The sequence below is a fragment of the Spirosoma aerolatum genome (assembly GCF_002056795.1).
Lineage (GTDB): Bacteria > Bacteroidota > Bacteroidia > Cytophagales > Spirosomataceae > Spirosoma > Spirosoma aerolatum.
On sequence record NZ_CP020104.1, the window covers coordinates 4,123,127 to 4,147,966 of the forward strand.

Genomic DNA, 24,840 nt, shown 5'->3' on the forward strand with positions numbered 1-24,840 from the left:
GACGAAAAGAAGAGCGGCCACATAGTAACCATGTCACTAACAGTCCCGGCAACCATAGCCATCATAATGGCAATTATCACCGCATCGGCCGTCGAACTATTCCACCACCGGGCATTGCAAAAAATCAAAACCAACAGCAAGGGGCCAACCCAGGACGCAAAAAACCTAAGCGCCTTAAGACTGAGCATCCATAAGCGATTATTCATCCTTGCCCTTTCCTCGGTTGTCTCGCTGTTCGCGCGGTCGGGTGTACTGTTCTGGCTGGACATGTTCAAATTGGTGCTATTACTGACGTTAGTGATTCTGCCGATCATTCAACTGGTGCATCTTAGCTTCCAGGCCATCAAAGAGGCTGAAAACGAAACCAATCAGGATAGACAAGGCTATAAGAATGGTATAGGGTATGACCAGGACAATCACTAGACAATCACGAAGCCAGTTTTTCACAAGTACAGGTTACGCGGTTTTAACTCGTTTACGGTTAATCTTGCCAGGCTCACGACTCGCAAGAGGTTGTACCTTAACTTCAAAATTCTTGTAGAACTCAAACCACTGCTCGAAGTCCATTAGGAATTTGTCAGCCCACCACTCTGCTTGAGTGAGAAGCCCATTATTAATAAGGACATCCCGCAGATCCCGATGCATTTTATGAAGCTCGAAGCCCTCATAAATGGCAGTCTTTAAAAAGCGTTGCTCAACACCGTGGAGCTTCAGCTCATCATACACTTTCTGCTTGACCCAAGGATCGAGTTTACCTAATTCACTATAACGGTGCCAAAGCGCATTACGCTCCCGCACAGACTGTGTATTAGTGGTTAACTCAGACATTGCTTGATCAGACACAAGTAAAATTGGATTAGGTAGGTATGCTTGACGAAAACTTTAGAAAATTATATCATAATTTAATTATGACCTGTTTGCTAGTTTATCGTCAAACATATAGTTTTACGCTGGTTAGAGTAAATATTTACGCTGGTCAGTGTCAAACCATGTGGCAATACTAAAAGGTAAAATAGAATTTTCCAACCAAAGTAGAAATATTTTTTTATGCAACAGAAGATCAAATCAGACCTTTCCGAAAGGTTCGAGGATGTCAAGAGGCACTTTGGTCTGAATAACAGCCAGTTATCTAAACTAGCAGAGGTTACACCACAAGCAATCAATGATATTGTTAATGGTGTAACCGATAATCCACGGGTGAGCCTAATCAACAAGATAGCTACCAAACTAGAAATTAGTATAGATTGGTTGCTGAACGGTAAAGGGCAAATGGTACCTGGTACCGAAGAAGGCAAGGTTAGTCAAGGCGATAGCTCCATGCTAGAATTTATGATTCGGCAGATCGAAGAAAAAGACAAGATCATCAACCATTTGATGTCTCGCCAGGGAAAGCGTAGGGGTGTATCCGGTCAGCCGGTTTTGGCCTTTGCAGCCTAATTTTTTTGGGCAATCGGGTACAAAATCGGGTACACCAGTTTATCTTTATAGATAAATCGGCTTTTTTACGTAAATTAGCGGTGTAGAACGTAGGGAGTGACAATCCCTCTCTCTCTGCTCAACAAACACTAAAGCACTCATAATCAGCGATTTGAGTGCTTTTTTTGTTTACAACAATTACTAGTTATTTATTACTTAAAATAACCGCTGTGTATCAGATGTATCAAAAATTTGCCGCTGATATAAAAGCTGGAAGAGAATTCTCTGATAGAATTCTTAATGATTTAATGTATAAAACTAATAAAAATGAAGTAAGACAAAAGCTAGAGGAACGCCTTAATAAGGAATTAAGTACCAAGAAGGTACTTTATGCTGACGAAAGAAAAATCATTCAATATAGAATTACTAAACTTAGAGAGAATCTTTTAAAAGATCATTATATTACATATTCAAAAATAAGATACGGATACATTGAGTATGTAAAATCCAATAAAAATAGTTATTACTTTGATTTAAAAAGTGTTTTTGAAAAGACATCTGTATTTGACATTGATAACACTATAGAAGAGATAGCATACTCCATTTACAACTCGAATCTAATTCATGTACTAAAAAAAACGAATCAATTACTTGAATTAGAAAATTTATATCCACTTAGTAGAATATTATCAAAGCTATACAAGTTCACAAATTCAATTTACAAAGCAATAAAAAATAATTTTTATTCAATTTTATTCTCAACTATTTCCATTTTTATATTAATATTTTATTCAATTGGTAAGTTTGATTTAGATATAAAAACAGAGTCCCAACAAACCATATCACTTGCTCTTTTAGGTGCCGTTGCAACTTTTATTGGCTTCGGCGTTGTTTTTATTCAGCTATCATTTGATAATTACAAAAAATACTATGGTACTTACTCAAAAGTATTATTATTTAATGCCATTGGGAAAGAAATAATAATCATATTTATTTTAAATATAATTACAAGTATTACGTGTGCAATAGTTAACAAAAAATATACTTATCATTTCTCTGAAGGGAATATAGTGAATCTACAAACTACATTCTTCTATTTCAATGTGTTATTATTTTTATATTTTCTATTTTTATTAATACACAAAATAATATATATTTTTGATTATTCTTTATCAAATAAAGATTTACACAATACCATAAAATCAGTAAAACTGAGGAGTATTAAAGAGTTCATTGAAACTTCAAATAATCGTGAAGACACAGATTTAGCTCTAAAGAATTTTACTGATAATCCAGTTGAGGTAATCACCGAAGTTACTTTAAACTATTTATCGCATGGCAATCAAAAAACAGCCATCGCTATTATTAAGGCAATAAGGAAACACTTTCAATTTCTTATTGAAATTTCTCATTCAAATAATACGAATATTCCCAATGTTTCCGAAATAGTTATTGTATTCTATAGAGTGATATATAAGATTATCAATTATAATTCTAATGATCAAGATTTAACAAATGAATGCTTCGAAAATATTAGGGAATTTAATAAGTTAATTTCTGCCTACAACATTGATGTAGTTTCATTAGAAGCAATGTTGAATCTTATAGAATCTGCATTAAATTTATCATTTAAAGACCCTATTAATAATAGTATATTTACTAGATTAGAATGCTTTAGTTATAGTTTATTTTGGCAAATGTTATACAACACACCACCTTGGTACGATGTACAAACAGGTTCTCCTTCTATATATTCACAAAGGGCTTTAGTCTATGCAAACACACAAAATCGACTTAATGTCTTGTGGCGTTTCACCAATATATTATACAATTTTATATCGTCTTGTTTTGATCTAGAAAAGAATATATCTACAAATGGCCTCTATCATATTTTAGAAATATATAAAAGGTTATTAGAAAATAATATAAGCTACAATTTTAGTCATAGATCAAGGTACTATTACCTAGAAAGGTTATCTAAGGAAAATGTAGATTTATATAAACTTGCTTTTGTAAGGCTCGATTTTTCAACATTTAAATTTGATTCATTTAGAGAGAACACGAGGCACTTTAGTCCGATTAACACATTACTACTAGATCATTTAATTAAATATGATAAATCACAAATATCACATATAATATTAGACAACTATTTATCATGGTGCAATTTCGTAATGTGCAGCCCGAAAAGTGTAGATTTTACTTCTGAATTAGTAGATGACTCATTAAATTTATTATCAAGTTTGTTATACTATCTTAAACAAAATTATTTAGTATATGAACCAAAAGGCATAAAACAATCGACTAGGAATGTAATAGAATCCTTCAATAGAATAATTGACTTCTATTACATTTTTGATTATTCTTCTGATCCTACATTTAATAATATATTAAACGAGATCAATAATAGGTTTTGGAATTTTAAAGTTTTTAGACTAAAAGAAATAAATGTACCCTACAATTCATTTATGAGAAAACTTGATCTGATAATATCAAAAACATCCAGAACAAATACAACAACTTAAAAATGAAGCTTCTAATTTTTCCCAGTTATAATGAGATATTCCCAAATCATGAGGAAGAAAGTATTAACGATATAATTAGCAAAGTTTCTTCTAAAGAAATTCTTAAATTATTATCAAGAATTAACAGAGATCTATTCTTTAATAGGAATGATACGGTTACAAGTGAAAAAATATTTTATGATTTGTGCAGTAATATTAACGAACTCGATAGGAATAGCATTATAGACAATTACAATAGTTTTAAATTACAAAAAAGAAGATATGACCCAAGTGTAATAATTTTCTTAGAGATAACTATACTCGATCTGATGATCGAAGTTTTCAGGGGAATCAATTCATTAGAATATAAAGAATCCGACAAGGAACTTCTTTCAATTACGGTATTAAAAGGTCTTCTTACTTGCAACAGTGTTTATGACAGAAAATTAAAATATAAGTTCCCAAGTGGGATAGACCCAAATAGCAATTTCGTTACTGGTATTCATCAATTTGGATTTTCAACCCCAAGGGATATTACTTATCTTATAAATATTTCTTCTGAGTTCTTTAAATATTTAAGTAGTAACAGTAAACTTAAAATCTATTTAGATGAATTCTTGAATCAAATGCAAATAGATGATTATCGAAAATATATAAATTTCATTGCTTCTGCGTCATTTCAAGTATTACTGCAAAATAATTATAGGTTATCATTGAATGAATATTACAAACCCGAGTTAAAACACATATTTGATTCTCTTTCGATTGATCTCAGTCAAAGTACAATTTATGAATTACCTATAAATTATGATAGGGACTACAAATTATTAAGAGAAAAGCCTATACTAAAGATTGAAGACAATACTTATTGTATATTAGATCAAAATTTTTTATTAGATAAACTACATATCGGTTTATTTTTCAGCATTTATTATGGCACTTCTTTAAAAAACAATAAGTCATTGTATGATAAATTTGATAACTTTTTAAGCGATTTAGGATTAGATTTTGCCGAAAAACAATTACTTTATAAAATAATTCCTAATTGTTTTCGGGAAAATAGCAATGCCATTTTAGTTGCAGGGGATAAATTTCAAATTGAATATTCGGATTATTACGTCAGAGAAAACGATAGTTTATTTTTATTTGAATTCAAAAATTATATTATTAATGCCGATGTAAAAAATTCTTTAGATTTTGACAAAATCTACAAAGCAATAGTCAGCAAGACATATGAAGAAGAAGTAAGAAATAAGAAAGGAGAAGTAGTTAAAATAAAAAGTAAAGGTGTTAAGCAACTAGCAAATACTATTAATCAAATAAATAAAGGCGGTTTCGAATTTGACTTAATTGAAAAAAGTAACCAAAATAAGCTATATGTGTATCCAATATTAGTGTATACAGATGAATTTTTCAATGTTGAAGGTATGCATGAAATTACGGACAAATATTACAACATCGAAATATCTAATATCACACAAGGCAGCCACCAAATTAATAGATTAATATTGATAAGCTTATATGATTTAATCCGTGTAAGCTATACAATTAATAAAAGAAAAATTCCTTTCGCTTATTTATTAGATTTATATCACGAGAGGCTAAAACATTTGACTATATTGAGTCGTGCGAAAAGTCAGAGCCTTATTATTGATGCGTGAATTAGTTTGTAATGAAGGCTATTTCCTCTTTGTTGAAAAAAGCCTTAACTAACTCATGATTGGCTTGTAGATGTTTAATTTGTTCACGAATCGCAATTGTTAGCTCATCTAAATTAGTGAACACCTGATTCTTTAACTGACCTTTCAGGTAGCTCCAGATCAGTTCTACTGGATTCAGCTCTGGGCTGTAAGCCGGTAAACGCTCTAAATGAACTCGGTTTGGACGTGCTTTCAAAAAAGCTTTGACGGCCTCGCTGCGGTGGATGGCAGCCCCATCCCAGATCACCAGCATATTTCGTTTGCGATAACGCCCGCACAGCATAGTGAGGAACCAGACAATATCTTCACCCGTAAACGGCTGGTCTTGCCCCGCTACATAGATACGACCGTTAGGCGCAATAGCAGCGATCAAACTTAGATGAGCCCGTCCCGCTTGCTCAACTAATATCGGTGTTTGCCCCCGAGGGGCCCATGTGTTAGCCAGCATGGGTAACAAATAACAAGCCGATTCATCCACATATAAAATGACGCGCCCTTCAATTTGGGCTTTTTTTGAGTTCGGGTAAGCGTTCTTCTTTCCATTGGGCAACCGCTTGAGGATCTTGTTGATAGGCTTTGCGCTGCGGCTTCTGTCTGCTCCAGCCCACCTTTTTTAAAATCCGGCCTACTTGTGAGGGGTCATAACTGACAGCAAATAACTTTTTGATCACCTCATTGACGCGAGGACGGGTCCATATCTGGCCCGGAAAGCCATGATGCTCAGCTCCTTTATTCAATTCCTCAACTAGTTGAGCCAGTTGCGTATTAGTCAGCTTAGCTGTAGCCCCGGCAGGTTTGCGCCAAGTCAGTGCATCTTGACCTTGCTGACGATATTTAGTTATAGTGCGACTGACCCAGCCTTGAGTTAGCCCTAAGGCCTGAGCGATATCGGCCTGTTTCCAGCCTTCTTGATGGAGAGTGGCACATCGTCGGCGCAGGACTTCATATTGGGTCTGTTGATAGCTTGCCATAATGAAGGCAAGATACGAACATTACAAACCTATTCACGGATCAATATTCCCCATTTTACAAATTTGATACATGACCAATTACTTGATATTGACTTTAACGCAATTCAAACTCTAGTTTTTGATATACTGGGAAATGGAATGGACGTATTGACAGGCTTAATATTTGATGAAAGTAATAAAGACATTATAGACTAAATATATGTTTCTTCAATTTTTAACATGAGTAATTCAAAAATAGTGTAACACCCTGAAAATTAACAATATACACTGCAACCTATACAAAGCATTTGCTACCTCTTTTGATTCTTAAACCTTAGGCACAACAATTAAATAGGTTATAAATACTTATATATCAACCATTTACACTATTTTTTATTTTTCTTATGTAACTTTCAATTACAATATTCATAATTGATACCAATACTGAAAGCCCTTCGTTAAGGGCTTTCAGTATTGGTATCAATTAGCTCATCTTTCGCTTTCTTCTAGAAGCCTTGGCACATCGATAACAGCAGAAAGCTTTATCCATACGAATGCTTTCATACTTCGTGTTACAGTGTAAGCACACCTTTTGATAATAGACTCGATCTCGTCGGCGCTCGGCCCGGATGTACTTGAAATTACGTAGGGGTTTTGGTTTCTCTTCTGTATTCATGGTTGGGATTGGTTGGTTAAAAATTGGACTCGATAATCCTTCGAAAAGGCTTCAATAGGCCTTCGATAGTCTGGCGAAAGATTGGAGCTTCTAATTGAATTGGTCAATAAAAAACCACGGCTGGTGAACCGTGGCTTTTATGAGTGCAGAATCGAGACGGTTATTTGGTTTTTGGCTCCAGTTCGTCGAAATTAAACTTTGTACGCAGCCCTTTTCCGGGGCCATACACCAGGATGTATTGCCCGGTTTGGGTATCCAGAATAATAGACCCCTGTTCGCCCGTAACGGCCTGGTAGCGTCGGTTCTCGTTGAAGCCCTGTTCACTCGGGCTATGTCTAGACGGTTTGAAATTAGTCAGCAGCAGGACGCCGGTCAGAGTGAGGGCACCCAGAAAAAACGAACGTAGGTCAATGGAAAAATGAATCGTTTTCATCGTTGAACGATTAGTTTATGTATGATTGGTTAAGGTAAAATGCTGTTGTGTTTACCCACCACCTACTCAGTATCTGTCGGGGCCGCTTGGTCGGGGCCCCTAAACGCCTAGATTTACAATGTGCTACGCCCACGTCCTGAAGGGCTGTTTTCGTAAGCCTTACTTGATAAACTATACGCCAATTGGTGACTAAGCTGGTTATTCTTTTTGCGCTGGTTGGGCTGATGGCCTGTCAACCCGACGACAAACTTACTGGAGTCGCTGCGGGAGCGGCTGGCCGGTATATCGTAACGGCTTACATCGACGGTGGCGACACCCTATTTTCGTTAGTACCCGGCTCATCGGGGTATAAACCCGGCATCAATAAGCTGGGCATCAGCAACTTCACCGTAGAACTTACCATCACCGGTTCCGATCAGCTTGCCCTGACAACTGCTTACTGGCGGAACGGCATCCAATCGACTGTCAGCAAAGCGGTCAGGGTCCAGCTAGGCAACTCCGATTATCGGTTTTCGCTTTCAGACACCAGCACGATCCCATTTTACGAAGGACGGGTTAGCCGATTTTCCGGTCTTTTTTACGAGCGCATGGTTGGTGGTGGATTCCGCATTCCTCCGGCTGGCTCCTCCCTTTCTTTGCCCTCTTCTTCACAAACTATTGTCATCATGGCCCAACCCGGTCGGTAATACGAATCGGTTCCTGTGGTCAGGGCTTTAGGAAGGTGCCGTCCAGTTGTCTTTTTTCACCAGTCAGTGTATACCGTTGCCGCTTAAAAACAACTTTGTTCGGGCAATCCAAAGCGATTCGTACTTTCAGCCTGATTTCTGAATCGATTCTATGACGCTCCTGCGAGTCTTTCAACTGTTCAGCTTTCTGGTGTTTTCGGCTCTTTTTCTGGAGAGTCTGTACTGGCTACTCAATCAGCCCAGCGACCTCCTGCTCATCGTAGCAGGTTTACTGATTGCAATCTACATCTGGATCAGCCTTAAAACGCGCTGCTTTACTAAATCCCCTTTCAAACCATGATCAAAAAACTTACGCTTGCCGCTATTCTCCTTGTCGTTATCGTTCTGTTCCTGGCCAACTCCTGCACAACGGTCGATGCCAGCCACGAAGGGATCAAAGTCAGCAAAATTGGCTCCGACCGGGGTGCTTCCGACATCGAGAACGTTACGGGCTGGATCTTCTACAACCCCTTCACGTCCTTTATCGAGCAATACCCGACCTTCACTCAGACCAAGGATTTCGACCCGTTCAATGTCAGTGCCAAAGGGGGAACCCTCTTCAAGATCGACCCAACCCTGAATTATCATCTGGTTAAAGGGCAGGGCGCCAATGTATATCGCAAATACCGCAAGGAACTGCCCGATATTGAAAACAATATCCTGCGTACCATTGTCTATAACTCCTACCGCGATGTAGCCAATGGGTTCTCCCCTGATTCACTGGTCAATAACCGGGTGGGGTTTGAAGAGCAGGTCGAGGCCAAGTTGCGGAAAGCCTTGTCGGACGATGGGTTCGCCTTCGAAAACATCACCTCCAACCTAACGCCCCCGGAGTCGTTACAGGCTATGATCGACGCCAAAAATACGGCCGTACAAAATGCTTTACGGCTCCAGAATCAGATAGCAGCCGAAAAAGCGTCGGCCGAAATCGCCGTTACCAAAGCCAATGGGATTGCCCGCGCAAAAATTATCGAGGCTGAGGCTGAAGCGCGTGCCAACGAGCTGAAGCAGAAAACTCTTACTCCGCTGCTGGTGCAGCAGGAGTGGATCAAGAAGTGGAACGGCCAGTTGCCTACCACACAGCTCGGCTCGGGCACGTCGACCCTGATTCAACTACCAACCAAATAACCCCTACCCAACTGATCGAAACGCTTTAGTCGATCAGTTGGGTTCGAATGCACTTTTACGTTGTTACGAGCCAGATCTGACCGAAATTACGCCCTGTTTATTATTACCCGAAAATCCATTTGCAGCCACTAATCGTAACTACTTACTAGCCCTGCCGTATTGTGTCAGTCCGTTAACTTACGAGCCGAACGAAACCCGTATAAGTACTTAAGTTGACTACGAAAACCAAACCGCTACTTTTTGGTTTATCATTTGTACGATATAAGTAAGTATGAACCTATCCAGCTAACCACTTATGCCTATTGAAGCAGTTTACCGAAAAAAACCTAGTAAGTAAATCTACTAATTCCCACAATGACGATCACGTTCACTCCTATTGAAATTCCGTTTAAGGTGGGCGCTACCGTTTTTGTCAATCAGGAACACGGACAGCGTCTTTCAACACCTAATGGACCCGTTTACCCCTATTTTGAGGCCAAAATCGAACGTATTTTCTTTGATGGACGGCTCGAAGAAATGAGCGTAATTGACCAACCCGTCGACACCTACGAACTGAAGGTAGCTACGGCCGTTTATGAACTCAAACCCATTGGACCTTATCAGGATCTGGTAAAAATGCCATTACGGCTGAAGTTGCCCATTAAGGAACCGAAACTGTTTGGGACCGAGCAGGAACTGAAAGATTACCTGAAATCGACCCAGAGCCCCTGGCCCGTCAGGCCTGATCTGGAAGACGCACCGTCTTAAACCAGTACTCCCGAATTGAAATAACCATATCGACCAGTTGGCTGTGAGTATACGGCTTGTTGATAACCGACTGTGCCCCCAGTTGATAGGCCAGGGAAACTTTGTCTGTATCATCAACACCCGTCAGGATAATGACAGGAATACCGGCCAGTGCCTTATTGATCTTAAGCTGCAACAGGATTTCAATGCCGTCGGGATAGGGCATATACAAATCCAGAAAAATCATATCAGGTTTGGCGGCTGGTTCTCTGAGTACTTCCAGCAGAATAAGTCCATTATAAAAAACCCGGAGCCGACAATTCGGTATAAACTGATGCATGGTCATTTCAAAGAGAGCAGCATCTTCCTCGTCATCATCGACTAGATACACTACTTTTTCGGGTTTACTCTCGGGTAGAGATGTCACGGTCATACGCTGTGCCTAAAGAAGTAAAGATATCTTTTCAGTGAGTAACCAATTAGCGACCAAACTTTCCCTCCGAATTTAGCCTATATCAACAAATACAGACATAACTTACTAATTATCAAAAGGTTATATAATAACATTTATTCCAAATTTATCGCGTACCAACACATAGATTCCCCCACAAGTCGTGTAGGCCAGGCCCTGGTGTTGACGTTCCTGCGTGATTAATCAAACAGATTCCTGTTATATGTTTCAGTAAGATGCCTTTCCAGCACTGCCAGGACGATTTTGCGCGCCTGTTCGGTCTGTACCTGATATTTAACCGAAAATGCATTCGTTAATGAAGAGAGAAGAATCGACAGGCCGGGCGACATATTGGTAACAAGATTATTCAGGGAGACCTTCAGCACGTCATCGTAACTAAGAAAACCAGCTTCCGGCCGATATGACGACTCTGACTCAGTCGGTTTCGCTTGAGCAGTAGCTCCCGTTTGATGCCATAATCGGGCTACTGTTTCAAATTCCATCCGAAAACTCGGATTCGTGTATCCATCTTCTATTGCCGTCCGGTGCTTTTCCAGAATAGACTCAACAATCGTTTGGTCCGACAAATCCCAGTACCACCAGTTATCTGCCTTGCCTTTTAAGAGAGGATAATGCCGTTGGTAAACGATCCTGAACAGATAGAGGAGTAATGTATTGAGCGCATCACAGTGGTCGCCCGGCATGAACAGGATATGCTGCATAATAGCTAACCAATGCCCTTTTAACACCGATTCGGGTAGCTCAATCCCGATCTGTTCACGCAGGTCATTCGCCTGATCGACTTCAGCCTCTGTAGGGTTCAAATCCTGTACGAAGCCGCTCAGATCAGAGAATACAATTCGTTTTTCCCGTTTGCCGAGTTGCCGAAAGCGGTTGATCAATTCGGAGTCTGAACCGACTCCCTGCGCAAACTGCACAACACGAACTTCATCTTCTAGGCGCATAACAAATCGGTTTATGGGTGAAAAGTATGGTGATGCGCTCATCGCGACTGATAGGGGCCAAACACCCCTTTCACCACCATGTTTTCATTGGAATCATCTAAACTGATGACCTGATACGTAGCTCCACCGGGCGCTACCCGAACCACAATATGGCCCTTATCGCTCTTTAATCGATTCAGCAATTCACCAATAACCAGCTTATTGGCTTCCAGCATATCGGTTGCAAACACATCCCGGTCACCGGGGTATATGTCCTGCGAGTACATCCGGTCCAGCACATCATGTCCGGGATGGTCGGACGACCACACAGGTATCACAAATACACGCGGTCGAAGAGCTGCCAACAGGTTATCATTTTGCGAATCCCGATTGCCGTGATGGTCAAGAATGTGCACGTCAACAGGGCCAACTACCTTCGAAACGGGTGTCTCGACGTCGTTCCAGGCAGGCGAACCAAATCGGACCACACCTGGCAAATCGCCCCCCGAAAAATAATCGAATGCTCCGTAGCGAAGCCGTATGGCAATACTGCACATGTTTTCGGACGGTAGCTGCGAGTTGTTCAGGGACGAGCGGTCGGGAAAGAGTTGCCGGGTGGTCGTTCCCGTACCTGTCCATAATTCCCCATTGACAATGATGTTTCGGATCTCAAACATCTTCGCGTAGGGTGCAGGATCTTTTTTCAGGGTAATCTGATCGGCTCGACCGGGCTTGCTTCGTTCAAAAACGGTGCCTTTCTGTTTGCTTTGCCAGTCGACAAATGCCCGGTAATTGGTCATCATTGAATTGTTCTGAGGGTAAGGGTAGGCATAATCGGGCCAGCCCCGATCAATCACTTTATCGATGGGTAGATAAGCAGCCACTTGTGTGATGCCTGTTAGCACAAAATTTCCCTGTTCGGCTTTGGGCGAGATGGATGACGGACTTCCCATGTGATCGTTGTGAAAGTGGGTCAACTGGGCGTAGTTCAGCCGGGGCGTTAGCTGACTCATTGTCATTACTTTGGTAATATAACGAGCGATCCATTCGCCTGGCTGCCGATCGGCACTGGGAACAGCCCTGGTATTTCGGGGGCTCAACGTCCGTTCGGCCGTTGGATCGAGGGCTCCGGCATCAATCAGCAGCGTTGTTCCATCGGGCAGGATGAAAAACGTAGCGTTTCCCCGACCTGTATTGATATGGTGGATATCCAGATTACCTGTCTTCCACGGAACCAGCGTTTGCCCTACGGATTGTGCATAGATGGTCAGGTTGCTTGCGTCTAACAGGACAATCAACAACCAGAAAAGAGCGCTTGCCTTCATGGTCAATACATGCGTAAAAAAATAAATTAAGCTGTTTAAACTTTTGTTTTTCTGGCCTGCTTTGCCCCTAAATCCCTTAAAGGGGAATTTTTTCAGCTGCGAGCAAAGTCCCCTTCAGGGGATTTAGGGGCAAAGTAGGTTCAAATAAGTACCGTGTCTATCTGGCAGAAGAAACGTTTAAACAGCTTCAGTACTTTGCCGGGTAACGAAGCCATTTCATCGTTAAAATTTACGCGTTTATCCCGCTGATTCCTGGATTGACGCTCATTTGCCAGCCTGATTGATACTGTAGTCGTAGGTTTGCCGACAGAATGTTTGTTCAGATTCTACCGAAATCATACACTATGGCTGAAACACTGCTCATCCTGTTTATCCTCAACCTAGGCACTGCTTTTGGGGCCGGTCTATACGAAAGCCAAATCGTTATTCCCCACTGGTTTCCTAAATCAGTCGCTGGTAACTATCAGGTCAATCCGTCTTCGATAGGCGAGTTTGATGTTGGGCGACGCTTCTGGGCATTTGTCACCACCCTTCCTCTTACCTTACTCACGCTGGCCAATCTGGTCGTTGCCTGGCAGGCACCTCCCCACAACCGTACTCTGTGGCTTGCCGCTGCACTCATTGCACTAATAGAGCGAATCAGCACGTTTGCTTTTTTTATTCCCACGATCATTCGGCTGCAAAACGACAAAGCACCTGATGTCCCCAAAAACAGCCGTTTGGCAGCACTATGGATTAGCGCCAACTACCTGCGAAATGCACTCGTTCTGGTCGCCTGGATTTTAGTTTTACTAGTTATTTCTAACTAATAGTTACTGAATGTGACTTTTAGAAAAAACAGAGTCTATTAGAATAGATGGTTTAGCACTATTCTCTTATACAATGAAACGTAAACTTCTTTTACCGATCCCTGGTCCCTGGACACTCGTTTTTGCTATCTCGTTTGCCTTATTCATGCTGTTCGTAAACTTCATCTGGCACCTGTTCAGTTAATCGTCTGACTGGGTGTAAGCTGAGTAGAAATCCGCGCATCAGGCTTATTAATGGCGAATTTCCACTCGCCTTACAGCATAGCCCCTTTGATTAGCAGGGCTTGATCGACTGACTGATCTTTTAAATACAGGAACTGCGTTCGTTCGGGATCATCACGATACGATTCAAAATCGGTCTGTGCCGGAAACGTTACGATATGAATTTCATAGGGGTAACCCATTTCGGTGGCAATGATAGCCTCTCTGGCAGGTCTTGCCCGGTACACCAAAACGCCGTTGTGTCGTTGCAGCAAAGGCAAGACCTGGTCTTCAAATGAATGAAAGGTTTCTTCCTGTCCTTCATGCACGTACAGAATCTGAATGAAGTATAGCATCGGCTTCAGGCTAGAACTGGATTAAATACTGAGGCAGAGGGCACATAGAGAAACGAATATCTACTCTATGTGCCCTCTGCCTTAAGATTGTCTAACTCATTTTTATTTTCGACGGCTTTCCAGGAAATGCTCAATCCGGTCAATGGCCAGATTTAGTTCATCGATGGTAGGCAGGCATACAATTCGGAAGTGGTCGTTATGCGTATAATTAAATCCGTTACCCGACACAACCAGCACTTTCTGTTCAGTCAGCAGATTCAGGACAAAATCGTCATCATCTTCCAGATGGAACTGGCTGAGGTCGATTTTCGGAAAAATATATAAAGCCCCCTTAGGTTTCACGCAGGAAATACCGGGTATGGCAATCATACGCTCGTAGGCAAGCATCATCTGTTTATAGAGCCGCCCGGTGGGCATCACCAGATCATTGATACTCTGATAACCGCCCAACGCCGTTTGAATTGCAAACTGAGTGGGAACGTTGGCACAGAGCCGCATACTCGCCAGCAACGTCAGTCCTTCGATATAGGACTTGGCCCGTTGCCGAGCCCCACTCAATATCATCCAGCCGCCCCGAAAGCCAGCCGCCCGGTAGTTTTTCGACAGCCCACCCATCGTGATACACAGGGTATCGTGTACCATCTTGGAAATCGGATAATGAACCGCTCCGTTATAGAGAATGCGGTCGTAGATCTCATCCGAAAAAACAATCAATTTATGCCGTTCGGCGATTCGGGCAATTCCTTCCAACGTTGCCTTGTCATACACAGCGCCCGTCGGATTGTTGGGGTTTATGACAACTACAGCTCGCGTACGTGGAGTAATTTTACGCTCCAGATCACGCAGATCGGGGTTCCAGTCCGACGCTTCGTCGCAGATGTAATGAACAGGCTTCCCTCCACAGAAAGCTACAGAAGCCGTCCAGAGCGGGTAATCGGGCGATGGAACCAGCACTTCGTCACCTTCATTGAGCAGGGCCTGCATGGAGAGCATGATCAACTCACTAACCCCGTTGCCGATGTAGATATCGTTGATCGTAATCCCTTGCATACCGATGTTCTGGGTATGGTGCATGACCGCCTTCCGGGCCGCAAACAACCCACGCGAATCGGCATATCCCTGTGCATTACGGATATTGAGGATAATATCATGGACAATTTCGTCGGGCGCATCGAAGCCGAACGTGGCCGGATTCCCAATATTCAGACTGATGATCTTATATCCCTGGCTTTCCAGTTCCAGCGATTTCTCATAAATAGGGCCCCGAATGTCGTATTTTAAATGGGTAAGCCGATCACTTTTCAGTATTTCCATTCCAGGTACTTCTACTTCCTCAGGTATTTCGAGGTCAATGCTGTCTAATTCCATCCTGCAAAAGTACAGAAACTATCGAGTAAAATCAGTGGCTAATCAGGCCGTTACCAAAATAATCTATTCATATTTAGAGCCAATACCCATCTTTCACAAAACGTTTGGGAAGTGTAAACAAAAATCACCGCAAACCAACCAGTTTGCGGTGATTACTACCAACCTATCGTATGCATTATTACCTATTGGGCACAAACAGTACAGCATCAGCGACAATGACCCCATCGGCGCCCTGGGTAGATACTTCGACGTAGTTTTTCTGACCGGGCGATAAGGAATAGTCACCTAACGACACCCACTCTCCGGCTGTTTGCCCTTCTACCCGAATATCGGCTTCGCGGATAGTGATTGCTTTCGGCTGTTTGCCATCCGAAACAGTAATGTGTGTGTTTGCCGATGCACCCGCCAGCTTTGGAAAATACAGGTAAACTCGGTACGAACCCGCTTTGGTCACATCAGGGGTGAAGCGCATGGTTTTCGTGGCTCCATCGGCGGTTGTCGAGAAAAAGCTGAGACCATATGCCCCCTTGTTATCGCGCTTCCAATCACCGGTATGGGTTACATGGGCGGCATCATCATTATCGACCAGAATTTCGGGTGTGCTGCCATCGGCCAATGGATTGGTTTTGAGTACCTGCTGTAGTTTCTTCACGTCAATAGCCTGTACCGATGTGTTGCCGTCAATAGCCATGCTGGCGGCAATGGCCGACGACTGAGCCAGTACCATAAACACCGGCTCCATCCGAATCGATCCGTAGGCGATGTGACTGGCCGATAGACAAACCGGTACGAGCAGGTTTTTACATTCGGTGGCTTTCGGCACTAAACAACGGTAGGCAATCGGATAGGGCGGAAACCCACCCACCTGCACATCGCCTTCGTTCTTCACCATTTTTACGCCATTTTTTTCGATGACAATCCGCTGGCAATTGTGCGAGTCCATGGTATAGGCCGCCATACCTACGCCATCCTGAACCACTTCGCGGCCCTGACAGTTTGCCTGCGTCATGACATACTCACCAATCATTCGCCGGGCCTCGCGTACATACATCTGGGTCGACCAGTTTCCCGTGTCGGTATATTCATCTTTTGGATAACCAAGTTTGAGCATTTCGGCCTGAATATCCTTACGCATCCGGGGATCGTGCCCAATAAAATAGAGCAGTCCTTTATTGTAGAGTTCATGCTGTTTCTGAATCTCTGCCCGACGCGCATAACTCCCTTCCGGATACTCGTAGTTCATCCCGATCATGTCCGTCGAAAACGGGCCGTTGTTATTAATGTCGGTCTTATGATTGGGCATCCAGTCGGGCTTAATAATTGTGTTGAAGGCTAGTTTCGGATTTTTGTCGATAGCCCGTAACAGCAACTCATACCGGGTCGAATCGTATCCTTCGGGCCGGGTAATGGGAATCATATTGGCCGGATCGTTGGTGAGGCATATCCGGAAGTTATACGTCTGCACCTGTTTATTGCCACTGCCAATCGGCTGTAATAGCGCCGGACTAATACCCCATAACAAACCACTTTCGGGCTTTCCGGGAATTTTGTATGGATCAACACCATCAACAAACTGATGTTTATCCAGCAGTTGAACGCCGTTATAGGTTTCGTTGTAGGTCTTATTATCTTCCCGTCCAACAGTGTAGCTAACGCCTGCTTTGGCCATCAGATCGCCTTCGTAAGTGCAATCCAGAAACATTTTTGCCTGAATCACCCGGTTTCCTCCCCCACCCGTCGACGGTTCGATTGTGATGCTTTGAATGCGATCTCCCTGTTTTTTTGCCGATGCCAGTCGATGGTTATACAATACATTTACGTCGGCGCGTTTGATGTATTCTTTAAACAGGTCCTCTGCTACGTGGGGCTCAAAAATCCACTGTTCAAACTTGCCGTAGTGTTTGCCAATACGGCGGTAATAATCGCGGGCAATACCAGAGATGGCAAATTTGTTACCAATGTCGGTATAGCCCAGGCCACCGGATGTCAGCCCGCCCAGATGACGGCCGGGTTCGATCAGAATCACCGACTTACCCATTTTCTTAGCTGTATAGGCGGCCATAACCCCTGCCGATGAGCCGCCATATACACAGACATCGACCGTTAATGGACTGGTTTGAGCACTAAGTTTTGTACAGAGTACAGAGAAACAGGCAATTAGAAGAAGCAGTTTTTTCATAAGGAATGGAAACAAATTGGCAGACACCTATACCCAAAGAAATTTATTGCGTTGCCCTACCCTCAAAGGCATGTCATTAGCCATTCTATTGTCAGGGATGGTCACTCAATGGTCATTGATTTATTAACATAATGACTACCAATGACCATTGAGTGGCCATCCCCGATCTATGTCAATAGCCAGGATTTTGGGTGAGTTGAGGGTTTACATCGCGTTCGGTTTGAGGGATCGGGTACAGATAATGATGTTCATCGATCAGGATGCTGGGATTTTGGGCTTTCATGGCAGCGATAAGCCGTTTGGTACGGACCAGATCATACCAGCGATGCCCTTCAAAAGCCAGCTCCAGCCGCCGTTCGAGCAGCAAACTATCCCGAAACTGAGCCTGACTTAGGTTCGCCGTTAAATTGGGTAAACCCGCCCGGTTCCGAATCCGGTTTATATTGGCGTAGGCATCCGTATTGTTGGCTCCCTGTTCGTTGAGGGCTTCGGCATACATCAACAGCACGTCGGGATACCGGATGATCGGGAAATTATTACCCCCATCGCCGTTGGCCGTAGCCGAAGGGTCAAGGTATTTATACACATAACAGGGGAATAAAACACTGGAAGGGGCCGCTGGAGCCGTGGTTGCCGAATAGAGTTTTAACGTAACGTTTCGGCGTTTGTCGTCGGCCCGGTAGGCTTTGTACAGGTTTTCGGTCGGAGGATCGTCACCGAAGCCAGCCACCCCATTCACCCGATCGAAATTGGGCCGCATATACCCCTGCATCCAGCTTCCTTCGTTGAATCCTCCACTGAGTGCCTGCATTTCAAAGACAGCCTCTTTCCCGTTTTTATTAGCAATCAGAAAGGCATCGGCAAAATTGGCCCATAAATCATACGTACCCAGATCAATAACTTCCTTCGCTTTGGCCGATGCTTTTGCCCATTCCTGACGAGTCAGATATACTTTTGCCAGAAACGCCTTGGCAGCTCCTTTAGTAGCTCGTCCTTTATCAGCCGTCGAATAGGAAGTCGGGAGAATAGTCTCTGCTTCAGTAAAGTCCTGGATAATCAGCGTATACACATCATCGACCGATGCCCGGGCTACATTGAGATTGTCCAGCGATGTCGTTTCGGTGGTAATCAACGGCACCCCACCAAACAAACGGACTAAGGTAAAATAATAAAACCCCCGCATGAATTTGGCCTCCGCAATGAAACGGGCCTTCGTGGTTTCGTCCATGGCGATCGCTGGCACCCGGCCAATAACGGCATTCGCCCGGTTTATGGCCTGATATACGGTTGACCAGATCGATTGAAACGTTGCCGTTGCCGGGGTAAATGTAAACTTATCCAGGTCGTTTTTGGGCTGATTGGCAGTCGATCGCCCGTTGCCCCATTCGGCATCGTCGGTTGCCTGGTCCTGTAAAATCCACATGACCTGAGCATACATATTCGCATTGTTCAGCGGATCGTACACGGCGCTGACAGCGGCTTTGGCATCGTCAGCATTTTTGTAAAAATTCGTGGGGGTAAAGTTCGATTCTGGTTTCTGGTCCAGCACCTCGCAAGCCGTTAAGGTAATGAGCGGAAGAACGAAAGCGAGAAATCGCGAATATTTTCGCCAACAACTGGCCATCCATTTTGTCGATAAGTTCATACTTGTAAGATGTTTTGATTAGAAACCGACATTTAATCCAAACAGAATCGTTTTAGCCGCCGGGTAGCTGGCATAATCAAACCCCTGGCTACGGCTATCCTGCCCGAATCGGTTTACTTCGGGATCATACCCTGAGTAATTGGTCCAGGTTAAGTAGTTTTGTGCGGTTACGTACACCCGCAGCGACTGGATTTTCAACGATTTTAGTACAGTATTCGGCAGGTTATAGGCCAGTTGTATATTTTTCAATCGCAGATACGAGCCATCTTCGATTTGCCGGGTCGAGACGCGGTTGGCCGGTCGTGTAGTCGATGCCCGTGGAATATCGGTATTCGTGTTGGTGGGTGTCCATCGATTCAGCATGTCCCGATCCTGATTAGTGGTTGCATTCAGGTACTCCAGCTCGTACCGATTGGCATTGAGGATGTTGTTACCATAAACGCCCTGAAAAAAGGCCGTTAGCTCCACCCCTTTGTACGAAAACGTATTGCTGATCCCGCCAATGAATTTAGGTTGTGCCCGACCAATGATCGTCCGGTCGTTGTCGTCAATTTTCTTGTCGCCGTTCAGATCCAGGTATTTACGATCGCCGGGTTTACGTGCCTGTGGATCGCTCAACGCGGCCAGTTCATCGGTGGTCTGATACAGCCCGTTCGTCACATAGCCATAAAAGGTTCCCAGGGGCTCGCCTACCCGGATGATTCCCGAGTTGAGGTTTTGCCCAATGTTCGCCACCTGTCCGGCAAAAATCTGGGGCACACCACCGATGTCCAGTACTTTATTGCGGTTGAGTGAGAAATTCAGGTCGGTCCGCCATTTGAAGGGCCCGTCGAGGTTGTAGGACGACAAGCCAAGTTCAATGCCTTTATTTTCTACTTTTCCAAGATTTTTGATCGCACTTGAAAAGCCCGACGTACTGGGTATAGTCACGTTCAGCAGTAAATCTTTGGTACGTTTCACATAGAAATCAGCGGTCATGGTAATCCGGTTGTTCAGCAATCCCAGATCAAGTCCCATATCGGCCTGAGTAGTAGTTTCCCAGGATAAATCGGGGTTGGCGATCTGACCGGGGCCAAGACCGGTTGAAACTGCGTTGCCGAACACATAATTCTGCGTCCCGAGCAGAGAGTAAGCCGGGTAGTTGCCGATACCATCCTGATTGCCTGTCAAGCCATAGGTGGCCCGAACTTTAAGATCGCTGATGGCTGATACACCTTTCAAAAATGCTTCTTCAGAAACACGCCAGGCTAAAGCCGCCGACGGAAAATAGCCATACTGTTTGTTGGCCCCAAAGCGGGAAGAGCCATCTGCCCGGAACGAGGCCGTAAGCAGGTATTTATCTTTGTAGCTATAGTTAATTCGGGCCAGATATGATTGCAGCCCCCAGGTACCAACACCCGAACTGGGGGTTAGCGGCACCGAACCCGAACCCAGATTACTCGAACCCAGGTTGTCGTTCACGAAGTTACGGGCCGAAGCCGTATTACTCTCAGTCCGGTTGGCCTGTTGGGTATATCCCAGCAGGGCGGTGATGTTGTGTATCGTATTAAACGTACGGGTGTAGGTCAACAGGTTTTCATTCAGCCAGGTCATGGATTGGCTGTTGAACAGCGAAGCCGCTCCACCCTGGGCTAGTCCACTGGATACCGACCGGGGCAGGTACGAATCCTGCTTCTGCAAAACGCCATCAATCCCAAGCGATACACGCAGGTTTAGTCCACTGATAATCTGATAGTCGCCAAATACGCTACCAAACACCCGGTTGGCTGTATTGCGGTTTTTACTGTCGTTTGCCAAGGCAACCGGATTATCGGCAGTAAAGGCCAGAGCAGGGTCCGTAATCAGGTAATTACCATCAGCCCCCCGGATGGGCAAAATGGGAGGAAACTGTAGAGCAGCCATCGTTACTAGTCCTGCACTGCCCAGATCGCCATCGGTACGCGATTGATTCGTTAATGTACGGCTAAGGGTCAGGCTGTTACCGACCTTGATTTTTTCGGTCAGTTTCCGATCCAGGTTCACCCGAAACGAATACCGTTCAAAGTCGGAGTTGACCACAATCCCGTTCTGTTTGAAATACCCGCCCGAAAGCGCATACTGCGTTCGTTCGTCACCCCCACTCATCGAGAGCTGATAATTCGCCATGGGGGCCTGCCGAAAAATCTGATCCTGCCAGTCGGTGCCTTCACCAAACGCATCAACCTGGGCCTGGGTGTATATGGCCGGCCGGCCTTCGTTGGTATTGGCATCGTTTACAAACTGAGCGTATTCCCGTGCATTCAGGACTGGATATTTCCGCCGAACATTCTGAATACCGTAATAAACATCCAGATTGACGGTCGATTTTCCCGCTTTCCCGCGCTTGGTGGTGATGATTACGACACCGTTGGCCCCTCTCGACCCGTAAATGGCCGTTGAAGATGCATCTTTCAGTACAGAAATGGATTCAATATCGCTGGGATTGAGCGTACTGAGCACATTGAAGCTCGAACCACTTCCAGCCCCGTCGTTCTTGAACGGAATGCCGTCGATGACATACAACGGTTCGTTGTCCCCCTGAATGGAGTTACCACCCCGAATCCGAATGCTGGTGCTGCTGCCTGGAGCGCCCGAGTTCTGGGTTATCTGTACGCCAGCAGCCCGGCCCTGAATAGCCTGATCGAGCGAGGTAACGGCCACCTTACGAATTTCATCCACCGGAACGGTAGAAACCGCCCCGGTCAGATCGCTTTTCTTTACCTGACCATACCCGACAACGACCACTTCATTCAGCGATTTGGTATCGGGCACGAGTTGCACATCGATAGTCGACTGGTTTCGTACGTCCCGCTCCTGGCTGATATACCCAACGAAACTGAATACCAGGATTATAGCATTGCCCCGGTCATTGGGTACGGTCAGGCTGTAACGCCCCTGAGCGTCGGTTGTCGTGCCGCGTGGCGACCCTTTCACCACCACACTTACACCCGGCAGGGCTTCGCCCGTTTCGCTGGTGACGCGCCCACTCACCCGAACATCATTCTGGTTAAGTTCGGTCATTTGCGCAACGGCCAGGTTGGCCAATCCCGATAGTTGTACGGGGCCTGCCGTTGTTGTGGTGGTAGCGGCTTCGGGAGTACGGATAATGACCCGGTCGGTGTTTTTCGGCGGTAAAATCAGGTAAGCCCCTGAACGCAGTTTCTTAAACCGAAGGCCAACGGGTTTTAACAGCGCATTCAGATTGGTTTCGAGCCGACTTCCCAGATTGATCGATTCCAGGGGGCTTAGGTGTCTGGCAACCACCGACTCTTCGAACAGAATGTCGACGCCATAATGTTCTTTCAATTGGAGAAGCGTCTGTTTGAGCGACTGATTCGACACGCTAATCTCTTTCCCTTTAGTCGATTGCCCGCTGTCGATCTGCTGATTCGTTCGGGCATAAGCTAGGGTTTGGGCAATGGTATGCCCATAACCAACACTGAGCAACCAACCGGTTATCAGCGCAAACGGTAGTGATTTTGTCATTGAGTAAGCTGGGTTTCGGAAGCAATGGAAAAAACAAGTTTCTGATCGCGGTGACTGACGCGCAGGCCAAGCAATTCAGCTAAGGCCTCAGCCAGTTCATCGGACGACCCGGCCCGGATGGTTCCGGTCAGTGTTCGCCGTGCCAGAGCCGGATCGGTGAGTTGGACGGTTACCCCAAACACGGCCTGAATCTGATGCGCCACATCACGTAGAGGGGTATTATTAAAACTGAACAGTCGGTAACGCCATTGGGCAAATTGAGTCGTATCGGCCTGAGTATGCATCCGTAAAGCGCCCCTATCGTCCAGGGTAACCCGGTCGCCGGGTTTCATAATCAGTTGCTGTTCGGGTCGATCGACCGTCGTATAATGCAGATTGACCTTACCCCGTTTGAGTACCACTTCAGCCCGATTTATCTGACTTCGAACCGAAAATTCAGTCCCCAATACCTCCACAGCCAGACCATCCGTAGCCTGAACCACAAACGGCTGGTCATTCGGTAGATGCTTTACCGCAAACACGGCATCGCCCGTTAGCAACACATTGCGGGAGAGCCAGCCATAACCGATTCGGGGCATCCGCAAACTCGAATTACTATTGAGAGCCACCGTTGAGCCATCGGGTAGTTCCAGCGACCGCAACTGGTATCGATTGGTCGTGATCGTCCTGTAAAAGATCGCCCCTCGAAATAGCCATCCACCAGCCAGCAAAGCCAGTCCAATCGTAGCCGCTACCAGCCATTTACCGGGATGCCACACAGGTAACGCATGGCCTTCAACGGGTCGTAGCGGGGGCGCGTGGATCTCGGAAGGGGTATTAAGCCGCTGTCGGAACAAATCCAGGTGGTGCGCCACATCGGGGGTATACTGCGGAAAGCCTCGCTCCCATTCGTCGAGCCACTGAAAATAGAGTTCCCGACTACCGGGCTGGGCGAGCCATTCCCCGATCACTTTTTGCTGCACCGATGTAGCCTGTCCGGCAAAGTAGCTAAAAATCAATTCTTTAGAAGGTTGCATATCAGGTGGCGTTATCGTTGAGTGTCAGAACAGGGTGGTAATCAACAGGAAACTCCAGCTGATCAGCCGCTGATTACGAAGCAGTTGCCGTAGTGCAGAGGTAGCCCGGAGCAGATGATTTTCGACTGTTTTCGGCGAAATGCCCATTTCCTGAGCAATTTCTTTGTAGGACTTCCCTTCAAAGCGGCTCAGCAGGAATACCCGCTGCCGTTGCATAGGCAATTGCTGAACAGCCTGCTCAACGGCCCGATAGAGTTCATCCTGCTGAAGCAGCCGATCGGGCTGGGTAGTATCGAGATCGGGGCGATCCAGATGATCGGGCAGGGTTTCCTGGCGGCCTAACTCCCAGCGAAGGCTATTATACGCTCGGTTACGCGCGGCCTGGTACAAGTAGGCCCGGTAAGAGCCGGTGACCTGCTTATATAGCTCTTTTGAGTAAAACGTGTAGAATAAATCGGCTACCAGGTCCTCAGCAAGCTGTCGGTTATAGACAAACCGCACCACATGACTGCACAACGGTGCGAAATATTGCCGGAAAAGCAATTCACAACCCAGTCGAGGGTTATCGTTGAATGCATTACGGATAAACAATTCACCATCGTTGGGCATTGGCTGGAGCGCGTCGGCCTGACTCCTGGCGAGTGGCACTTGTCCATCAGAATCGGGGCTGGTAGGTCGGAGAATAGCAAACACAGGAGCAGGCATTGCGTTGAGGGTCTGGTACTAGAAAGACAAGTTCAGCGTATAAATCCCCCAACCGATTTTTATTTTTTATCCATAAAAT

23 protein-coding genes are annotated in these 24,840 nt (G+C 44.8%); 9 read left to right on the forward strand and 14 right to left on the reverse strand.

The window, feature by feature from the left end; translation table 11 throughout:
• Window positions 1-66 precede the first annotated feature (66 nt).
• Window positions 67-423, forward strand: a complete 357-nt coding sequence (locus B5M13_RS16705) for a hypothetical protein (RefSeq protein ID WP_080056750.1) — start codon at window positions 67-69, stop codon at window positions 421-423.
• A gap of 33 nt (window positions 424-456) precedes the next feature.
• On the opposite strand, the gene B5M13_RS16710 is transcribed toward B5M13_RS16705, so the two are convergent.
• Window positions 457-843, reverse strand: coding sequence for an alpha/beta hydrolase family protein (locus tag B5M13_RS16710; RefSeq protein ID WP_155297268.1), 387 nt, complete (start codon window positions 841-843; stop codon window positions 457-459).
• 204 nt (window positions 844-1,047) lie between these two features.
• Here B5M13_RS16710 and B5M13_RS16715 point away from each other — a divergent pair, with 204 nt between their 5' ends.
• The 3 genes from B5M13_RS16715 (at window position 1,048) to B5M13_RS16725 (ending at window position 5,581) form a co-directional block, all read left to right on the forward strand.
• Complete coding sequence (locus B5M13_RS16715) at window positions 1,048-1,437, forward strand: helix-turn-helix domain-containing protein (protein ID WP_080056752.1); 390 nt, start codon at window positions 1,048-1,050, stop codon at window positions 1,435-1,437.
• 218 nt (window positions 1,438-1,655) lie between these two features.
• On the forward strand, window positions 1,656-3,941 hold the full coding sequence (locus tag B5M13_RS16720) for a hypothetical protein (RefSeq protein ID WP_080056753.1): 2,286 nt from the start codon (window positions 1,656-1,658) through the stop codon (window positions 3,939-3,941).
• A 2-nt stretch (window positions 3,942-3,943) separates the two neighbouring features.
• A complete protein-coding gene (locus tag B5M13_RS16725; protein ID WP_080056754.1) occupies window positions 3,944-5,581 on the forward strand; it encodes a hypothetical protein in 1,638 nt (545 codons plus the stop codon).
• Window position 5,582: 1 nt separating this feature from the next.
• On the opposite strand, the gene B5M13_RS34190 is transcribed toward B5M13_RS16725, so the two are convergent.
• The 3 genes from B5M13_RS34190 to B5M13_RS16735 form a co-directional block, all read right to left on the reverse strand.
• Window positions 5,583-6,098: an IS630 family transposase gene (locus B5M13_RS34190; RefSeq protein WP_245860049.1), complete on the reverse strand. Its 516-nt coding sequence runs from the start codon at window positions 6,096-6,098 to the stop codon at window positions 5,583-5,585.
• A gap of 19 nt (window positions 6,099-6,117) precedes the next feature.
• Window positions 6,118-6,591 (reverse strand): winged helix-turn-helix domain-containing protein, encoded by a 474-nt coding sequence (locus B5M13_RS34195; RefSeq protein ID WP_245859354.1) that lies wholly within the window; start codon window positions 6,589-6,591, stop codon window positions 6,118-6,120.
• A gap of 815 nt (window positions 6,592-7,406) precedes the next feature.
• A complete protein-coding gene (locus tag B5M13_RS16735) occupies window positions 7,407-7,679 on the reverse strand; it encodes a hypothetical protein (RefSeq protein ID WP_080056755.1) in 273 nt (90 codons plus the stop codon).
• A 185-nt stretch (window positions 7,680-7,864) separates the two neighbouring features.
• Here B5M13_RS16735 and B5M13_RS16740 point away from each other — a divergent pair, with 185 nt between their 5' ends.
• From B5M13_RS16740 to B5M13_RS16755, 4 genes are all read left to right on the forward strand, one after another.
• Complete coding sequence (locus B5M13_RS16740) at window positions 7,865-8,365, forward strand: hypothetical protein (RefSeq protein ID WP_245859355.1); 501 nt, start codon at window positions 7,865-7,867, stop codon at window positions 8,363-8,365.
• Between the two features lie 151 nt (window positions 8,366-8,516).
• Window positions 8,517-8,705: a hypothetical protein gene (locus tag B5M13_RS16745; RefSeq protein ID WP_080056756.1), complete on the forward strand. Its 189-nt coding sequence runs from the start codon at window positions 8,517-8,519 to the stop codon at window positions 8,703-8,705.
• A complete protein-coding gene (locus tag B5M13_RS16750; RefSeq protein ID WP_080056757.1) occupies window positions 8,702-9,532 on the forward strand; it encodes an SPFH domain-containing protein in 831 nt (276 codons plus the stop codon). The genes B5M13_RS16745 and B5M13_RS16750 overlap by 4 nt, the downstream gene beginning before the upstream one ends.
• Window positions 9,533-9,886: 354 nt before the next feature.
• Window positions 9,887-10,279 (forward strand): hypothetical protein, encoded by a 393-nt coding sequence (locus tag B5M13_RS16755; RefSeq protein WP_080056758.1) that lies wholly within the window; start codon window positions 9,887-9,889, stop codon window positions 10,277-10,279.
• On the opposite strand, the gene B5M13_RS16760 is transcribed toward B5M13_RS16755, so the two are convergent.
• From B5M13_RS16760 to B5M13_RS16770, 3 genes are all read right to left on the reverse strand, one after another.
• The gene (locus tag B5M13_RS16760) at window positions 10,248-10,691 is read right to left on the reverse strand and encodes a response regulator (RefSeq protein WP_080056759.1); all 444 of its coding nucleotides are present in this window, start codon (window positions 10,689-10,691) and stop codon (window positions 10,248-10,250) included. The two genes, B5M13_RS16755 and B5M13_RS16760, sit on opposite strands and share 32 nt — an antisense overlap.
• Before the next feature lie 218 nt (window positions 10,692-10,909).
• Window positions 10,910-11,674: a DUF5958 family protein gene (locus tag B5M13_RS16765; RefSeq protein WP_080056760.1), complete on the reverse strand. Its 765-nt coding sequence runs from the start codon at window positions 11,672-11,674 to the stop codon at window positions 10,910-10,912.
• 38 nt (window positions 11,675-11,712) lie between these two features.
• Window positions 11,713-12,978, reverse strand: coding sequence for a ComEC/Rec2 family competence protein (locus B5M13_RS16770; protein ID WP_080056761.1), 1,266 nt, complete (start codon window positions 12,976-12,978; stop codon window positions 11,713-11,715).
• Window positions 12,979-13,322: 344 nt separating this feature from the next.
• On the opposite strand from B5M13_RS16770, the gene B5M13_RS16775 reads away from it, so the two are divergent.
• Window positions 13,323-13,787: a DUF1772 domain-containing protein gene (locus B5M13_RS16775; RefSeq protein ID WP_080056762.1), complete on the forward strand. Its 465-nt coding sequence runs from the start codon at window positions 13,323-13,325 to the stop codon at window positions 13,785-13,787.
• Window positions 13,788-14,041: 254 nt separating this feature from the next.
• Here the strand turns inward: B5M13_RS16775 and B5M13_RS16780 are convergent, their stop codons facing one another.
• The 7 genes from B5M13_RS16780 to B5M13_RS16810 form a co-directional block, all read right to left on the reverse strand.
• On the reverse strand, window positions 14,042-14,344 hold the full coding sequence (locus tag B5M13_RS16780; protein WP_080056763.1) for a DUF1330 domain-containing protein: 303 nt from the start codon (window positions 14,342-14,344) through the stop codon (window positions 14,042-14,044).
• 102 nt (window positions 14,345-14,446) lie between these two features.
• Window positions 14,447-15,658: a pyridoxal phosphate-dependent aminotransferase gene (locus B5M13_RS16785; protein ID WP_080059962.1), complete on the reverse strand. Its 1,212-nt coding sequence runs from the start codon at window positions 15,656-15,658 to the stop codon at window positions 14,447-14,449.
• A 232-nt stretch (window positions 15,659-15,890) separates the two neighbouring features.
• Complete coding sequence (locus B5M13_RS16790; protein WP_080056764.1) at window positions 15,891-17,891, reverse strand: FAD-dependent oxidoreductase; 2,001 nt, start codon at window positions 17,889-17,891, stop codon at window positions 15,891-15,893.
• Between the two features lie 172 nt (window positions 17,892-18,063).
• Window positions 18,064-19,536 carry a RagB/SusD family nutrient uptake outer membrane protein gene (locus tag B5M13_RS16795; RefSeq protein WP_080056765.1) on the reverse strand — a complete coding sequence of 491 codons (1,473 nt, stop codon included), beginning with the start codon at window positions 19,534-19,536 and terminating at the stop codon, window positions 18,064-18,066.
• Between the two features lie 18 nt (window positions 19,537-19,554).
• Window positions 19,555-23,040, reverse strand: coding sequence for a SusC/RagA family TonB-linked outer membrane protein (locus B5M13_RS16800; protein ID WP_080056766.1), 3,486 nt, complete (start codon window positions 23,038-23,040; stop codon window positions 19,555-19,557).
• The gene (locus B5M13_RS16805) at window positions 23,037-24,056 is read right to left on the reverse strand and encodes a FecR family protein (protein ID WP_080056767.1); all 1,020 of its coding nucleotides are present in this window, start codon (window positions 24,054-24,056) and stop codon (window positions 23,037-23,039) included. The genes B5M13_RS16800 and B5M13_RS16805 overlap by 4 nt, the downstream gene beginning before the upstream one ends.
• Window positions 24,057-24,080: 24 nt before the next feature.
• The gene (locus B5M13_RS16810; RefSeq protein WP_245859357.1) at window positions 24,081-24,761 is read right to left on the reverse strand and encodes an RNA polymerase sigma factor; all 681 of its coding nucleotides are present in this window, start codon (window positions 24,759-24,761) and stop codon (window positions 24,081-24,083) included.
• Window positions 24,762-24,840 lie beyond the last annotated feature (79 nt).

Coding starts and splice junctions, on each gene's coding strand:
- B5M13_RS16705 (WP_080056750.1), top strand. CDS start 67: ATGGCAATTATCACCGCATCGGCCGTCGAACTATTCCACCACCGGGCA.
- B5M13_RS16715 (WP_080056752.1), top strand. CDS start 1,048: ATGCAACAGAAGATCAAATCAGACCTTTCCGAAAGGTTCGAGGATGTC.
- B5M13_RS16720 (WP_080056753.1), top strand. CDS start 1,656: ATGTATCAAAAATTTGCCGCTGATATAAAAGCTGGAAGAGAATTCTCT.
- B5M13_RS16725 (WP_080056754.1), top strand. CDS start 3,944: ATGAAGCTTCTAATTTTTCCCAGTTATAATGAGATATTCCCAAATCAT.
- B5M13_RS34195 (WP_245859354.1), bottom strand. CDS start 6,591: ATGGCAAGCTATCAACAGACCCAATATGAAGTCCTGCGCCGACGATGT.
- B5M13_RS16735 (WP_080056755.1), bottom strand. CDS start 7,679: ATGAAAACGATTCATTTTTCCATTGACCTACGTTCGTTTTTTCTGGGT.
- B5M13_RS16745 (WP_080056756.1), top strand. CDS start 8,517: ATGACGCTCCTGCGAGTCTTTCAACTGTTCAGCTTTCTGGTGTTTTCG.
- B5M13_RS16750 (WP_080056757.1), top strand. CDS start 8,702: ATGATCAAAAAACTTACGCTTGCCGCTATTCTCCTTGTCGTTATCGTT.
- B5M13_RS16755 (WP_080056758.1), top strand. CDS start 9,887: ATGACGATCACGTTCACTCCTATTGAAATTCCGTTTAAGGTGGGCGCT.
- B5M13_RS16760 (WP_080056759.1), bottom strand. CDS start 10,691: ATGACCGTGACATCTCTACCCGAGAGTAAACCCGAAAAAGTAGTGTAT.
- B5M13_RS16765 (WP_080056760.1), bottom strand. CDS start 11,674: ATGCGCCTAGAAGATGAAGTTCGTGTTGTGCAGTTTGCGCAGGGAGTC.
- B5M13_RS16770 (WP_080056761.1), bottom strand. CDS start 12,978: ATGAAGGCAAGCGCTCTTTTCTGGTTGTTGATTGTCCTGTTAGACGCA.
- B5M13_RS16775 (WP_080056762.1), top strand. CDS start 13,323: ATGGCTGAAACACTGCTCATCCTGTTTATCCTCAACCTAGGCACTGCT.
- B5M13_RS16780 (WP_080056763.1), bottom strand. CDS start 14,344: ATGCTATACTTCATTCAGATTCTGTACGTGCATGAAGGACAGGAAGAA.
- B5M13_RS16785 (WP_080059962.1), bottom strand. CDS start 15,658: ATGGAAATACTGAAAAGTGATCGGCTTACCCATTTAAAATACGACATT.
- B5M13_RS16790 (WP_080056764.1), bottom strand. CDS start 17,891: ATGAAAAAACTGCTTCTTCTAATTGCCTGTTTCTCTGTACTCTGTACA.
- B5M13_RS16795 (WP_080056765.1), bottom strand. CDS start 19,536: ATGAACTTATCGACAAAATGGATGGCCAGTTGTTGGCGAAAATATTCG.
- B5M13_RS16800 (WP_080056766.1), bottom strand. CDS start 23,040: ATGACAAAATCACTACCGTTTGCGCTGATAACCGGTTGGTTGCTCAGT.
- B5M13_RS16805 (WP_080056767.1), bottom strand. CDS start 24,056: ATGCAACCTTCTAAAGAATTGATTTTTAGCTACTTTGCCGGACAGGCT.
- B5M13_RS16810 (WP_245859357.1), bottom strand. CDS start 24,761: ATGCCTGCTCCTGTGTTTGCTATTCTCCGACCTACCAGCCCCGATTCT.